The organism is Neisseria sp. 27098_8_112 (assembly GCF_041433235.1).
Classification (GTDB): domain Bacteria; phylum Pseudomonadota; class Gammaproteobacteria; order Burkholderiales; family Neisseriaceae; genus Neisseria.
On record NZ_JAPWBB010000027.1, the window covers coordinates 1 to 14120 of the forward strand.

The 14120-nt window shown below is 45.6% G+C and carries 13 protein-coding genes and 3 pseudogenes; 5 read left to right on the forward strand and 11 right to left on the reverse strand.

What is annotated here, in order from left to right:
- Positions 1-73 precede the first annotated feature (73 nt).
- The gene (locus tag O3682_RS11315) at positions 74-1291 is read right to left on the reverse strand and encodes a D-alanyl-D-alanine carboxypeptidase family protein (protein WP_371510142.1); all 1218 of its coding nucleotides are present in this window, start codon (positions 1289-1291) and stop codon (positions 74-76) included.
- A gap of 204 nt (positions 1292-1495) precedes the next feature.
- Here O3682_RS11315 and ilvA point away from each other — a divergent pair, with 204 nt between their 5' ends.
- On the forward strand, positions 1496-3019 hold the full coding sequence (gene ilvA, locus O3682_RS11320; RefSeq protein WP_371510143.1) for a threonine ammonia-lyase, biosynthetic: 1524 nt from the start codon (positions 1496-1498) through the stop codon (positions 3017-3019).
- 59 nt (positions 3020-3078) lie between these two features.
- On the opposite strand, the gene trmB is transcribed toward ilvA, so the two are convergent.
- The 3 genes from trmB to O3682_RS11335 all read right to left on the reverse strand — a co-directional run bounded on the left by trmB (position 3079) and on the right by O3682_RS11335 (position 6346).
- Positions 3079-3795, reverse strand: a complete 717-nt coding sequence (trmB, locus tag O3682_RS11325) for a tRNA (guanosine(46)-N7)-methyltransferase TrmB (protein WP_295863935.1) — start codon at positions 3793-3795, stop codon at positions 3079-3081.
- Between the two features lie 137 nt (positions 3796-3932).
- On the reverse strand, positions 3933-4589 hold the full coding sequence (locus O3682_RS11330; protein WP_003680203.1) for a response regulator: 657 nt from the start codon (positions 4587-4589) through the stop codon (positions 3933-3935).
- Positions 4586-6346 carry a histidine kinase gene (locus tag O3682_RS11335; RefSeq protein ID WP_371510144.1) on the reverse strand — a complete coding sequence of 587 codons (1761 nt, stop codon included), beginning with the start codon at positions 6344-6346 and terminating at the stop codon, positions 4586-4588. The genes O3682_RS11330 and O3682_RS11335 overlap by 4 nt, the downstream gene beginning before the upstream one ends.
- A gap of 258 nt (positions 6347-6604) precedes the next feature.
- Between O3682_RS11335 and mobA the strand changes: the two genes are divergently transcribed.
- Positions 6605-7186, forward strand: coding sequence for a molybdenum cofactor guanylyltransferase MobA (gene mobA, locus O3682_RS11340; protein WP_371510145.1), 582 nt, complete (start codon positions 6605-6607; stop codon positions 7184-7186).
- A 128-nt stretch (positions 7187-7314) separates the two neighbouring features.
- On the opposite strand, the gene O3682_RS11345 is transcribed toward mobA, so the two are convergent.
- The 4 genes from O3682_RS11345 to O3682_RS11360 all read right to left on the reverse strand — a co-directional run bounded on the left by O3682_RS11345 (position 7315) and on the right by O3682_RS11360 (position 9844).
- Positions 7315-8154: an NAD-dependent epimerase/dehydratase family protein gene (locus tag O3682_RS11345; RefSeq protein WP_371510146.1), complete on the reverse strand. Its 840-nt coding sequence runs from the start codon at positions 8152-8154 to the stop codon at positions 7315-7317.
- A 40-nt stretch (positions 8155-8194) separates the two neighbouring features.
- Entirely contained in the window at positions 8195-8677 is a 483-nt protein-coding gene (locus O3682_RS11350; RefSeq protein ID WP_254324942.1) for a DUF2269 family protein, read from the reverse strand.
- Entirely contained in the window at positions 8674-9063 is a 390-nt protein-coding gene (locus tag O3682_RS11355; RefSeq protein ID WP_371510147.1) for a DoxX-like family protein, read from the reverse strand. The genes O3682_RS11350 and O3682_RS11355 overlap by 4 nt, the downstream gene beginning before the upstream one ends.
- A 262-nt stretch (positions 9064-9325) precedes the next feature.
- A complete protein-coding gene (locus O3682_RS11360; protein ID WP_063068990.1) occupies positions 9326-9844 on the reverse strand; it encodes a GbsR/MarR family transcriptional regulator in 519 nt (172 codons plus the stop codon).
- A gap of 248 nt (positions 9845-10092) precedes the next feature.
- Here O3682_RS11360 and ygiD point away from each other — a divergent pair, with 248 nt between their 5' ends.
- Positions 10093-10869: a 4,5-DOPA-extradiol-dioxygenase gene (gene ygiD / locus O3682_RS11365; protein ID WP_371510148.1), complete on the forward strand. Its 777-nt coding sequence runs from the start codon at positions 10093-10095 to the stop codon at positions 10867-10869.
- Between the two features lie 145 nt (positions 10870-11014).
- Here the strand turns inward: ygiD and O3682_RS11370 are convergent.
- Positions 11015-11507, reverse strand: a pseudogene (locus O3682_RS11370) (hypothetical protein).
- A gap of 252 nt (positions 11508-11759) precedes the next feature.
- On the opposite strand from O3682_RS11370, the pseudogene O3682_RS11375 reads away from it, so the two are divergent.
- Positions 11760-12158 (forward strand): annotated as a pseudogene (locus tag O3682_RS11375) (LysR substrate-binding domain-containing protein); the annotation flags it as partial.
- Between the two features lie 138 nt (positions 12159-12296).
- Positions 12297-12641: pseudogene (locus O3682_RS11380) on the forward strand (NAD(P)H-dependent oxidoreductase); the annotation flags it as partial.
- A gap of 219 nt (positions 12642-12860) precedes the next feature.
- Here O3682_RS11380 and O3682_RS11385 read toward each other — a convergent pair.
- Both O3682_RS11385 and O3682_RS11390 read right to left on the reverse strand, forming a co-directional pair.
- Positions 12861-13358, reverse strand: a complete 498-nt coding sequence (locus tag O3682_RS11385) for a histidine phosphatase family protein (protein WP_371510149.1) — start codon at positions 13356-13358, stop codon at positions 12861-12863.
- 91 nt (positions 13359-13449) lie between these two features.
- A partial coding sequence (locus tag O3682_RS11390; protein ID WP_371510150.1) for a PEP/pyruvate-binding domain-containing protein occupies positions 13450-14120 on the reverse strand: 671 nt, incomplete at its 5' end.

Sequence of the window (14120 nt, forward strand, 5' to 3'; positions counted from 1 at the left end):
GTAGGAATTTAGGGGATTTTGGGGAATTTTGCAAAGGTCTCGGCCTTTATTTATGTGTTTGATAGAAACAGGATTAACTGAATAAACCTTTAAACCACAACACAATCGCGTCCCATATACGGCGCAACCAGCTGCCTTCTTCCACGCCGGTCAGGGCGACGACGTCTTTTTCGGCAATAATTTTGCCGTCTTTCATGACTTTCAGTTTACCCAATACTTGGCCTTTTTCAATTGGGGCGAGGACGGGCTGAAGTGTTTCTAAGATTGGTTTGACGTTTTTGCCGGTATCGTGGGGAATGGTAATGTAAACATCGTCCAAGAAACCGATGTCTACGGCTTTGGTGCTGCCTTTGTAAACTTTGACTTGGGAAATTACTTCTCCGCCGTTATAAAGTTTGGGCGTATCAAATGCCTGCAACGCCCAGTTGAGCAGTTTGCTGCTTTCGCTGGCGCGCGCTTCGGTGGATTCGGCACCGGCAAGAATGGAAGCAATACGGCGGTTGTTGCGTTTGCTGGAAGCGGCGAGATGGTAGCCTGCGCCTTCGCTATAGCCGGTTTTCAAACCGTCGATACTGCTGTCGCGGTAGAGCAGAAGATTGCGGTTGGGCTGCTCGATATTATTGTATTTGAAAGATTTATTCGCGAATAAAGGATAATATTTCGGATAGTCATTAATGAGCGCGGCTGCCAAGATGGCAAGGTCGCCAACGGTTGAAACATGGCCGTTAGAAGAAATGCCAGTCGGGTTGTTGAAGTGGGTGTGCTTCATGCCTAAGCGTTTGGCTTCTTCATTCATTTGTTTGACGAATTCGTCGATAGAGCCGTTGCCAAGGGCTTCAGCGAGGGTAATGGCGGCATCGTTGGCCGATTGGATGGTTGTACCCTTAATCAAGGAGCTGACGCTGACAGGTACTTTGGGGTCGAGGAACATACGCGAACCTTCGACCTTCCATGCGGTATTGGAAACTGTCAGCATTTGGCTTGCTTCAAGCGTACCGTTTTCCAGTGCTTTAAAGGCAAGGTATGCGGTCATCATTTGCGTCAATGCGGCAGGCTCGATAGGCGTGTCGGCATTGTTGGATGCCAAGGTTTGCTTGCTGTGCAGATCGGTAACGATATAGGCAGTCGCCGCAATTACCGGCGGCGTTGTCGGGCTGTTGATGCTGTGCAGCAGCGGCTGCGTTTGAGCCTCGCCTTGTACGGCAGGTGCGGATGCAACCGGGTCGGCAGCGAGGGCAGGAGTATTCAGGAGGGTAGCAAAAATTAAGCTAAGTAGCGTTTTTTTCATCATTATTTGTGGATTTGAATATGAGTGGATACTATTATGGGGCAAACAGTTTGACATATTAAATAGATATTAAGCGGACATTATACCGTCTCATTTAGGCTTTGCTAAGATTTTTCTTGCCTTCAGACGGCCTCAGGGGTATGGTTTTAACTTTTTCCTCCGGTCGATTTGACCGAATTGCAATTTATTTCCGAACACTAAAATACCATGAACCATTCCCTTCCTCTTTCTGATTATCTAACCCGTATTTTGACCGCTTCCGTTTATGATGTGGCCGTAGAAACGCCTTTAGATTTGGCGCGCAGTCTGTCAGGCCGTCTGAACAATCAGGTTTTGCTCAAGCGCGAAGATTTGCAGCCGGTGTTTTCGTTCAAAATCCGCGGCGCGTACAACAAAATGGCGAAGCTGCCGAAAGAAGCCTTGGATTGCGGCGTGATTGCAGCAAGCGCGGGCAACCATGCGCAGGGTGTGGCTTTATCGGCGCAGTATTTGGGTTGCCGTGCGGTGATTGTAATGCCGGAAACTACGCCGAAAATCAAAATTGATGCAGTAAAGAGCCGTGGCGGTGAAGTGGTATTGAAAGGCGTGTCTTACAACGATGCCTATGATTATGCGATGGAGTTGGCAGAAAAGGAAAAACTGACTTATATCGCGCCTTTTGATGATCCTGATGTGATTGCCGGTCAGGGCACTGTCGGCATGGAAATCCTCCGTCAACACCGCAATATCAATGCGATTTTTGTTCCGATTGGCGGCGGAGGTTTGGCAGCAGGTGTGGCGGCATTTATTAAACAGGTTTGTCCTGAAATTAAAGTCATTGGCGTGCAAACCGATGATTCTTGCTGTATGAAGCAATCGGTCGAGGCAGGGGAAATCGTACATTTGAAAGATGTCGGCCTGTTTTCAGACGGCACGGCGGTTAAAGTGGTGGGCGAGGAAACTTTCCGCCTGTGTAAAGAGCTGTTGGATGAAATTATTACGGTCAATACGGATATGTTGTGCGGCGCGATTAAAGATATTTTTGACGATACGCGCAGCATTACAGAGCCTGCGGGCGCATTAGCCCTTGCCGGTTTGAAGGCTTACGTTGCGAAAAACAATATCCAAGGTCAAAACCTGGTTGCCGTCACCAGCGGCGCCAACATGAACTTCCACCGCTTACGCCACGTTTCAGAGCGCAGTGAGCTGGGCGAGGGCAACGAAGGCATTTTCGCCGTTACCATTCCCGAAGAAAAGGGCAGCTTCCTCAAGTTTATCAATTTGTTGGGAAGCCGGAACATTACTGAGTTCAACTATCGCTACGGCAGCGATAAAAATGCGCATATTTTTGTCGGCTTGCAAACCGCCGGTGCGCAAGACTTGGCCGTCATCAGTGAACAACTGACTGAAGCAGGCTTGCCCAATGTTGATTTGACCAATGATGAAATCGCCAAAATCCATATCCGTTACATGGTCGGCGGCCGTACGGAAAAAGTAGCCAACGAACGTTTGGTCAGCTTTGAATTTCCTGAACGCCCGGGTGCGTTGTCCCGTTTCTTGAACCATATGCGTGCCGAGTGGAATATTACTTTGTTCCATTACCGCAACCATGGCGCAGACTATGGCCGTATTTTGGTCGGTATCGATGTGCCGGAAAGCGACAATGAGGCTTTTGCCGACTTCTTGGATAGCTTGGGTTATGTCTATAAAGAAGAAACCAACAATCCGGCCTATAAACTTTTCTTGGCTTAATCAGTAAGATAAAAGGCCGTCTGAAATTTTTCAGACGGCCTTGTGTTTTAAGTGTTGAATTATTTTTTACGGAACACCAAGTCCCAAACGCCATGACCCAATCGCTTGCCTCGGGCTTCAAACTTGGTTTCAGGACGATAATCAGGCGTAGGGGCGTAATCGGCAGCTGTGTTTTGCAAAGAGTCGAAACTGCTCAAAACTTCCAGCATTTGCACGGCGTATTCTTCCCAGTCGGTTGCCATATGGACATAGCCGCCGCTTTTGAGTTTGGGCAGCAGCTTTTCAACAAAAGGCACTTGTACCAAGCGGCGTTTGTTGTGGCGTTTTTTGTGCCAAGGGTCGGGGAAGAAAATATGAATGCCGTCTAAAGAACCGTCTTCCAGCATCTTTTCCACCACTTCCACCGCATCATGACGCATTACGCGGATATTGGAAATGTGTTCTTCCTCAATCAGCTTCAAGATATTACCGACGCCTGGGCCGTGAACATCAATCGCTAAAAAGTCGGTATCGGGCAGACGTTTGGCGATTTCCACTGTCGCAACGCCCATACCGAAACCAATTTCCAAAACTTTGGGATTATCCCGTCCAAAAGCGCGGTTCAAATCCAAAGGAGCTTCTTGGAAGTCCACACCAAATTGCGGCCACATTGTATCAATGGCGCGCTGTTGGGCCGCGGTCATATGGCCTTGACGCAAGACGAAACTGCGGATGCTGCGTTTGTGTTCTTCAGGAACGGTATTTTCGGGTGTATTTTCTGGAATGTTTTCGGACATGTTGTTTTAAATCAGTGAGAAATCAAATAAAAAGGCCGTCTGAAAGAATCAGACAACCCTGCATATAAATCGGCGTGATTATAGCGAATAAACGCTTTTCCTGAAACCTTTTAAAAAGAAGGTTTCAGACGGCCTGATTAAGACAATACCGGTTGCGGTACTTTGTGTTGCACTGCATAAACCGCTGCTTGGACACGGCTGCTTAGGTTCAACTTGCGCAACAGGTTTTGCACATGCACTTTGACGGTTGACTCTGCCAGATTCAAATGGCGGGCAATGATTTTGTTGCTGTGTCCGGCGGCAAGATAGCCCAAAATTTCCATTTCGCGCGGGGTCAGTTGCTCCAGCAGATGATCGGAGCGGGAAGGAGATGGAGAAATCAGCGATTGCACCAAGCGGCTGGTCATTTCTGGAGAAAAGACATTGTCGCCATCGACAGCTTTTCGGATGCTTTCCAACAGGAAGTCGGCATTGATGTTTTTCAGCAAAAAGCCTTTTGCACCCATACGCATACATTCGGTCAAATCGTCGCTGTCTTCGGAAACGGTCAGCATGATGACGGTCAGCTGCGGATTGATACTTAAAATTTGGGCCAATGCTTCGCGGCCGTTCATGACCGGCATATCTAAGTCCAGCAAAACCACATCAGGCTTGAGCTGCTCAACCATTTTTACGCCGGCCAGGCCGTCTGAAGCTTCGCCGACGACTTCAAAATCAGGCTGGCGCGAAAGCAAGGCCTTGATACCGCTGCGAAATAGGGTGTGGTCGTCAATAAGGGTAATTTTAATCGTCATGATGCTGTTCTCATTTGTTGCGGCAAAGTCAGCATAACCGCCGTACCTTGCCCAATCTGCGATGTAATGGCCAATTCTGCGTTAATCCGTTGGGCCCGTTCCTGCATAATGCCCAAGCCGACATGTTCGCCTGAAGGCCGGTTTGATAGGTGTTCTTTATTAAAGCCTGCGCCGTCGTCCCGAATCGTCATGACAAAATCGCCGTGGTTAGCAATTTCGACGCTGACATGTTGCGCACGCGCGTGCTTCCGGATATTGGATAGGCTTTCCTGCAAGATGAAGATGATTTGCAAATGCTCATCATAATTCAAAGCCTGCCCGTCGTCCTGCCATTTTAAATCAACTGGAATACCGGTTTGTCGTTCAAAACGCGCCAGCAGCGATTCTACCGCTTCAGGGAAATCTTTATTACTGATTTTGGTGCGGAAATTCATCAGAAGCTCGCGTACGTCTTCGTAGCATTCCTGCACGCCGTCTTTAATGAAGCCGATATTTTCTTCTGCCTGCTCGCGTTGGTTTGAAGCAAACGCGCTTTCCAACATTTGCACCTGCAAATTCAAAAAGGTCAGGGCTTGTGCAATGCTGTCATGCAAACCTTGTGCAATCAAGTTGCGTTCTTGCAAGACAGCAAGCAGACGGCGTTCTTGTTCCATGCGGTTGTTGGCGATGGAAATCCCCAGCTGCCCGCTTAAAGTCTGCAACAATTTTTCGTCTTGCTCATCAGGCATATGGCCGTCTGAAAAATACAGGGTCAGTACGCCGAGCTGTTCGTCTTGATAAACGATCGGAAATTCTACACGATTTCCCTCTTCGGTTTCACCGACACTTGCCGCCAAGTCAGAGCGTTTGCGTTCTTCATCGGAAAGATATACTGTACCGCCCAAAGCGGAAAACGCCGGCAGAATCTGAGCCAAAAATTCTTCTGCGGCCTGTTGCGGCGTAAAGGTTTGGTGCAGATTACGCGTGGTTTGGTAGAGCAGGGTCAAATCACGGTTTTGTCGCGCCAAGTCTTGGGTTTGTTTGGCAACCTGTCCTTCCAAGTCTGTATAAAGCGTATGCAGACGACGGCTCATTTGGTTGAAACCCTTGCTTACTTGGGCAAACTCACGGATCTGGTCTGTCTCGATTTGAACGCCGAAATGCCCTTTGCTGATGGTTTCTACGCCATCACGCAGTTTTTCCAAGGGTCGGATAATCCATGAATAATGCCAAACAATCATCAAACCAGCAGCCACAACAATCATCAGCATCATGGCCATTTGAAAGCGGCGCAGCCACAAGGTATTTTGCTCGTTGGCATTTTCCATCGCCTGTAAAAACAGCTCGATATTGCCGGCAAAACGATACAGACCAATTTGGGTCGGACGCTCGTAATGTTGCAAAGACGGCTTGATATTGGATTCCCAATCAATCAACAGCATCGACTGAATCAAGTCGTAAGCCAACGGCATTTGAGACGGAATCAGTGGATGAATGGCATCGCTTTGCGTCACATTGGCCAGCGTACGTTCAAATTCTTTGATTTGGTTGTCAATTTGCGCATTGGGTGTACGGACACTTGCCATGTAAGCCAAACGGTACACCTGCATTTTCAAACTGCCTGCATCTTCAATCGTTTTAGCCGCGCTTTCCAAACGCCAAGAAAGCAGCAGGGTAAAAATAATCGACAAAAAAGCCGAACTGACCCATAAAAAAGTCAACAGTTTTAAACGCGAAGACAGGCTCAGGCCGTCTGAAGATCCGGAGAATAAACGCATAACGTACGCAGGGAACTAATCCGATAATCTTATAAAAATATCATTCTTTCGGCCTATAAACAACCTGTCTAAAATAATTGTATGGTTATGATAAGAAAAAACAGGGGTTTAATGTAAAATCATGTTATGATAAAATTCATCTCAAGTGAATTAAATCATAAAAATAAGGTTTCAGACGGCCTGAAACCTTGAAACTTATCCAATAAACACGACATCTTGAACCATACTCCATACTCTGCTTCGCAAAGGACTACCAAAATGAAAATTTTCGCACTGATATTGGCCGGCGGGCAGGGAAGCCGGATGGGAGGTGTCGATAAGGGGTTGGTGCAATGGCACAACAAAGCCTTGATAGATCATGTTATCGAAAAAATCCGCCCCCAAGTCAGCCACATCGCCATCAGTGCCAACCGCAACCTTGAATCTTACGCCCAACGCAGCGCCCACGTTTTCTCGGATGCGCGCCAATGGCAGCATTACGGCCCTCTAGCCGCTTTGTGTACTGCTGCCAACGATTTGCAAATTGCCACTGCCGATTGGCTGCTTATCGTATCCTGCGATATGCCACGTTTGCCTGAAAACTTGGTTTCCCAGTTTGAAACCATCGTGCGGCGCACGCCATTGTGCAATGCGTTCTATGTGGAGACCCCTGCCAGACCGCATTACAGCGTGATGTTCATCCGTCCGCAAATCCTGCAAAGCACCGTGCCATATCTTTATTCAGGAATGCGCAGCATCCGCGGCTGGCTGCAGCAACAGCGCGCGCGGGTTGTCCATTTCCCTCATGAGCAGGATTTTATCAGCTACAACACAGAAAACGATTTGGCTCAGCCTTTGTAGTTGGGTAGGTAGAAGCAATAAGCCGATAAAAGTATGAATCGTTTTGTAAAGAAATATTTTATAAAAGCTTTAGGCCGTCTGAACAACAAACAGACGGCCTTTGTTTTGTCATTTTAAAATTAAACATATCATAGGCAACCGGCAAAGTTTTCTGCTGCCAATGGTTCCCTGCCTAGTAAAGCTGCAAAATCAGAATAGTCGGCGCATGAGCCTTGCTCAAGTAGGGTAAAGCTGTCACGGTTGATAATGCCGTTGCTGAGGATATTTGCCAACGGCAGTACTGGTTCAAGCAGGTGTAGGGGGAAAGGCAGAATACGTTGCGGCGGTTTATGGTGCAGAGTTTGGCGGAGGATGGTCAGGTATTCCGTCAAAGTCAGCGTTTGGCTGCCGGTCATATTGATGATGCTATGGTTATTGCCAGTTAGGACGGCAAGTTTTGCCAAACCTTCGGCAACATCGACAAGATGTACGGGCTGCAAATGAAAGCGACCGGCTTCCGGTAAGGGAAGCAAAGGGAGGCGGGTTAGTTTGATAAACAGTTCGCAGCTGGTTCCTCCTCGTCCGTAAACGACGGATGGTCTGGCTATGGCAATCGGTATGCCGCTTTGAGCAATGGCATCATCTCCACGCCCTTTGCTGCCAACAAAGTTGATGGATTGAGATGGATCGGCACCCAGCGCGGATAGTTGCACCCAGCGTTTTATGCCTGCTGCTTTTGCCCATGCGGCGAGCTGTTTGGGCGTGTGGTGGTGCACGGTTTCAAGTATTTTGGCATGCTGGCTCATAATTCCAATGCAGTTGATGAGAACGTCTTGCCCTTCCAATAAACGGCATGCGGCGGTTTCGTCGGGATGAAGAAAATCGAAGGCGCGGCGGTCGGGTGTGCAAACTTGGTAACCTTGTTCTTTGAGGATTTGAACGGTACGGCCGCCAATAAAGCCGCTGCCTCCGAAAATGATGATGTTCATATGTTTTCTTTATATTATTGCTGAGGCCGTCTGAAAACCTTTAAATCGGTTTCATTACCATCAGAAAGTAAATCACGATAGTGGCGCAAAAGGCAGGGTAGCCGAGCAATTCCCAGCGTCTGGCGTAACGCCAGTAGGGCTCCGGAATGGTGTCTGCGTTTTCTTTGTGCGCTTTTTCGGCAATTTTTGCCATACGGATTTGCAGCCAGACAACGGGCAGCCAGCAAATGCCTGAAAAGATGTATAAGGCCAGCGTCATCCATACCCAATTTTGTTCCAGCAAGGTGGCAACAGTGTAGCCGCGTTCATACAGCATCCATAAGCCGGACAAGGGTTGGAAAATGACGGCGGGCGTGGTAAACCACCAATCTGCTTTGATGACCCAATGCGAGACGATCGACTGAGCGGCAACCGAACCGCTGCGGTTTGCCCAAAAGAGGTAAAACGCTGTACCAAAACCGGTGCCGACCATTAAGGTAGCCGAGATGATGTGCAGGGTTTTAACGATTAAATAGGTATTCATTTTTTATCTCCTACGGATTGATACAGGAAAAACAAAGTAGCCATAATCGGCAGATTTTTCACCAAAGGTGCAAATGGATGCGCCCACATTTCGGGTAGCCTGAAGGAAATAATCAGGCTGTATGCCGTGACGGTTATCAATTGCAGCAACCATATTTCGGAACGGGAGCGAAAGCGGCTGAAGCATAAAAAGGCAAAACCAATGTCCAGCAAAGAAGCGGCGATTAATGTAGGCCATTGCAACGGATTGGGAATACCGACCGAATGCAGCAAATCCAATGACATTTCAGGCATGAAAAACAGAGGTTGGGTACCGCTCCAGAACCATAGCAGCCCCATCGAGTAAGGCAGGTAGGCGGGAGTTGTGTGTGTAGTGTTGCCGGACATATTGGTTTCCTAATTTCATTTTGGTTTGTTTATATTTCAGTCTGTTATTTCTAAAATTTCTGTTAAAAGAGAAATTATAGGGTAAAAAATTTTAGATAGGTTTCTAGATTGTTTCTTTAGGAGGGAAATCCATATCCAGTGATTCAAAATCTACCAAAGAACATCAAGCTTCAGATAAATATGCCCATGCAAGGCTGCCATGAGTATGTTTCCGTATCCTAAATAGGATTGGCTATGTTTATTGAGAACAAGTCCATTGCCATCATCGGAAAAATTTTTGTATTCCAGCGCCTATTTTCAAAATTTTTACCATGGTTGAAGTAGAAAGCTTCAGCATTTCATTTGCCCACACGGTTAGCGTACTAATGAAATCATGGGTTTGTTGGATTCGCTGCTTGGCAGTTTCATTTTCCTGACTAAATTCAGGGCTGTCGATCAGGCTTTGCAAAAATTGCCGCGTCGGTTCGATTTCACGCTGCATACGCACTTCTGCAATGGTACGGAACAAAGTCCAGACATCATCCGAAGTTTCAAAATGATCGCGCCTATCGCCCAAGATATGCACGGTATGTACCAATCTCAGGTTTTGCAACTCTTTAATACTGTTGCTGACATTGGAGCGCGCCACGCCGAGCGTTTCGGTAATTTCCTCGGCATTCATCGGCCTGCCCAAGATGTAGAGCAGGGCGTGGATTTGTGCAACGGTACGGTTGACCCCCCATTTGGTACCCATTTCACCCCAATGGAGGATAAATTTTTCAGTGGTCGGATTTAGTTTCATAGTGATGGTATTCTATTTTTATCTTTTATTTCTGTCAATACAGAAATGAAGAAATTTTGGCGTATGAAGTAAAAATGTTCAGACGGCCTTTTAATGCATTTTTCTAAATACATCAATGGTACATCCAACTTTGTCAGCTATTATTTCCTATTAGTAAAAGATATTGTTCGTAAACCGGTATTTTTTGAATAAAAATTTATCCGTACAATCTGCTGGATCAGATAACGAAGAGCAGAACATGAAAAAAAATGCCTGTATTGTTTGTTGGGCATGGTAGCCCGATGAATGCATTAGATACAGAGAACCCGTTCAATCAGAATTTCAGCCTAATTACGCAAAAGTTTGCCAAACCAAAAGCCATTTTGATGATTTCAGCGCATTGGTACAGCAGCCGTTTGCAGGTGACATCAGGTAAACACCCTGAAATGATTTACGATTTCTACGGCTTTCCTGAAGAGCTCAGCCAAATGCAATATCCCGCGCCCGGTTCGCCCGAGTTGGCGGAGCAAGTGAAGTCATTATTACAGCCGGAAAATGTCGAGCTGAACCCAACGCGTGGTTTTGATCATGGGGCATGGGCGGTGTTGAAATTTCTCTATCCCGATGCCGATATTCCCGTGGTACAACTTAGCCTTAACCGTTTGCAATCGGCAGAATGGCATTTCAACTTGGCGAAAAAATTATCTGCCTTGCGAGAACAAGGCGTGCTGATTATCGGCAGCGGCAATATTGTGCATAATCTGAGGGCGTTAAGTTGGGAACATATTGACCAAATCGGTGCAGGGTATGATTGGGCGTTTGCTTTCCGTGAAACGGTCAATCAGGCGATTGCAACACGAGATGATAAAACTTTGGTGCATTATGAGCAGTTAGGTGAAAAAGCCGAGCTTTCTGTGCCAACGCTGGATCATTACTTGCCCTTGCTGTACATCATGGCATTACGCGAACCGGATGATGAAGTTACGTTTTTCAATGATAATTTGATTGCGGGATCGCTCAGTATGACGTCGGTTTTGGTGGGGTAAAAAGGAAAAAAGTTGATTCACTTTGTGAATAATGTGATATTGTTTCAGACGGCATCTTGTGTCCATATAAAAGCTGCGATCTACATTGGCGAGGATAAGATTGAGCTTGTAATCTTTGAATATATCAGACGGTCTTAAAACTCAATTAAATAATGTCTGGATTTAGCACTAAATCATATTCGCCGAATTTTGGAAATAGAATGACCTTATCTTTTGGGGGATATAATTCTGTTTTTTCATATCGCTCATTATTAATAAAATCTTCTTTCAAAATATAGCAGTCATCCGTATTTTCATTGAAGAAATAAGTATACCCTTCTGCTAAGTCATGAGATTCCGAAGTTATATAATCTCTCCATACAGCCATAGAAAAAAAATAATATTGCGAATTAGAATATTTTTGAAATTGATGGGTTAAATAATCCCTTCCAAATTTATCGAAAAAATTTACTGAAAAAAACCTACTTCCTCTCGCAAAGTAATTACATATTCAGGTTGTTTCACCGAACCTATTACGGCAGTATATAACTCCCCTTTAATATAATATGTTTTTCCTCAGCTTGTTTCTCAGAAAAAGGCTTATGAAGTTCCTTATAACCATAAGACCACTGCTCACAATAAAAAATATCTTTCTTCATTTGTAAATCCTTCCTATTGTATCCCTGATGATAACATTTTCTTCTAATGATTAGAATAGAACAAGCGTTTGGATTTTGAAGATGATTTATAAAAACTCTTTGAAATCTCTCTACTCTTTGAAAAAGAAAAAAGGCCGTCTGAAAACCTTTCAGACGGCCTTAATGCTTTACTACTTAAAACTTTGTAGGTTAGATTTATTTAGTCTTGATGTAATGAACGTGTCTTAAGAGCGGTTTACCTATGACGAACGCTATATCTGTGCCGTTCGACATGATCACCCAATAACCCAGCAATTCCAACTGAGCCTTGAGCAATTTTGCCAGTTAGAGCAAGCCTTGATTTCCTATCATGGCAGCAACTTTAGCGGTGTTACCGACCAAGCACTGCAAGCCATGAGGCTACGAAGAAATGTCAGTCTATCGGTACAAAACTTTATTGTCTTACCTGAATTGCTGGAGCAAAACGATTTATTAGCAGTTGTGCCTGAGCGCTTGATTATTTATTTAAACAATCTCAAACGCTTTGAATCGCCCCCTGCAATTCAAGGCTTCACCAAAACATTGATTTGGCACGAACGGGCACATAAAGATCCTGCATATCGCTGGGTAAGGAAGTTGATTGAAAAGGCTTGCTTGGTTGAAGAAGAATGATGAATGTTAATGATAGGTACGAGAGATTCCCTTTATGATCTGTAAATAGCGTGTAGGTGAATACACTTTTAAAAGATGCAGTAAAAAGGCATAATTGAAGCCCTCATTTTTCAGAATTATTTGTTTTAGGAACAGAAGATGAATATTTTATTATTAGACGGTGGTAAAGATTTCGGACATTCACATGGCGAGTTGAACCACACACTTCATAAAAAAGCGAAAGAAGTTTTGACCGCACTTGGACACAATGTAAAAGAAACCGTGATTGATGCTGGTTACGATGTTGAAGCAGAAATCGAAAAATTCTTATGGATGGATGCCGTGATTTGGCAGATGCCAGGCTGGTGGATGCACGAGCCTTGGACAGTGAAAAAATACATAGATGAAGTATTTACCGCCGGACACGGCAAGCTTTACCACAGTGATGGTCGCCATCGTGTCAATCCGACTGAAGGCTACGGCACAGGTGGTTTGTTGCAAGGCCATATTTGGAAAAAGTGTTCGGCTAATGGCAAAAAAGGTGGGTAAAAATGCCCACCTTTTTATTATTGATGAATAGTTGTGATCATTGTAAATGAGCCACATTGTTAAGCTGCTCAATATGGAAACCGCTTTCACTATCGTATTTCACAATACTGATCGAAGTATTTAACAATGACACGGATTTACCCTCATCACGATGGTTTTCCCAAGTCGCTCCGCCTAGTAAGGATAAAATAAAAGCCGCAAGGTATGGCCATGTGATACCACTAAAATATTGGCTCCCGATTGATGTATTTTAATGATATCGTAAAGGGCGGCCATTGCACGTACTGCTAATTGTTCAAAGGTTTCGCCACCATTGCTTAATGCTTTATAAGCTGCCGGGTCATTGGTTAATTGTTTGAATTCGGTTAGCTTCCGCAGGTCAGCGATCTGCATACCTTCCCAACTTCCAAATGATTGCTCATTTAGTCCACAGTGCTGAAAAAGAGGAATAGGACGCTGACCGATAATATGGCCAGCCGTATCAATGGCGCGTTGTAAAATACTGGAATAAGCAGCGGTAAATTCTACTTGTTGTAGCACTGCCCCGGTTTTCTGAGCTCCTGCAATCCCTTGTTCGGTCAGTGGTGAATTGCCGGATCCCTGCAAAAGCCCTTGTTCGTTCCATTGGGTACGGCCATGGCGAATAAAATAAAAAGTGAGTTGTTTTGACATCATAGTTCCTTGGAGATCGGGAAGTATAGGGTATAACTAACTTATGATGCAAAGGCCGTCTGAAACAATAATTTCAGACGGCCTTTTTACTTTAACGTGTGCCGTTTAGGTACGGTCGTGCCTGGAGGATAACAAGCTTACCATTGTCAAATGCCCATTCGATGTCCTGCTCTCCATTGGCAAATAGCTGTTTGATTTGTTGGCCGGTTTGGTCAAGGCGACGTATTTGTTCTTGATTCATCACGTTACCACTGGTTACAGGCACCTCCCGTACTCCACCGTTTTTATCCAGTTGCAACGCTGTGGTTTCATTAGAGGAGCTGAGACGTTGTACAGAATCATTGCGACGGTTATAGACTACCTGTTCGGCTACCCGTTTGCCCTCAACGACACGAATACCCAACCCACGTTTGGCGGCAATGTAGGAGCTGTTTTTCTGAGCAATATCATAAGGATTGATGGTAACCAACACGCCGGAGAGATCTGCATTGATGCTTTGTTGCACAAAGACACTCATTTTCACGCTATCGTGAGGCAATCCGGCAATACGGCGGGCTTCATATGCGCTGTAATTGAAAACGGAAGCCCAAGATTGCTTCACCGCTTTGGCTAACGCGTTTTCATCGGTAACATTTGGCACGGTGGTGTACAGCCCTGCGCCGCTGAAATTGGGTAGGTCTTCGGAATTAGAGGAGCTGCGGACAAACTCCCCTTTGCTGAGACCTTTGCAAAATAGCCCTTTCCTCAACAGCCGAAGCCCAA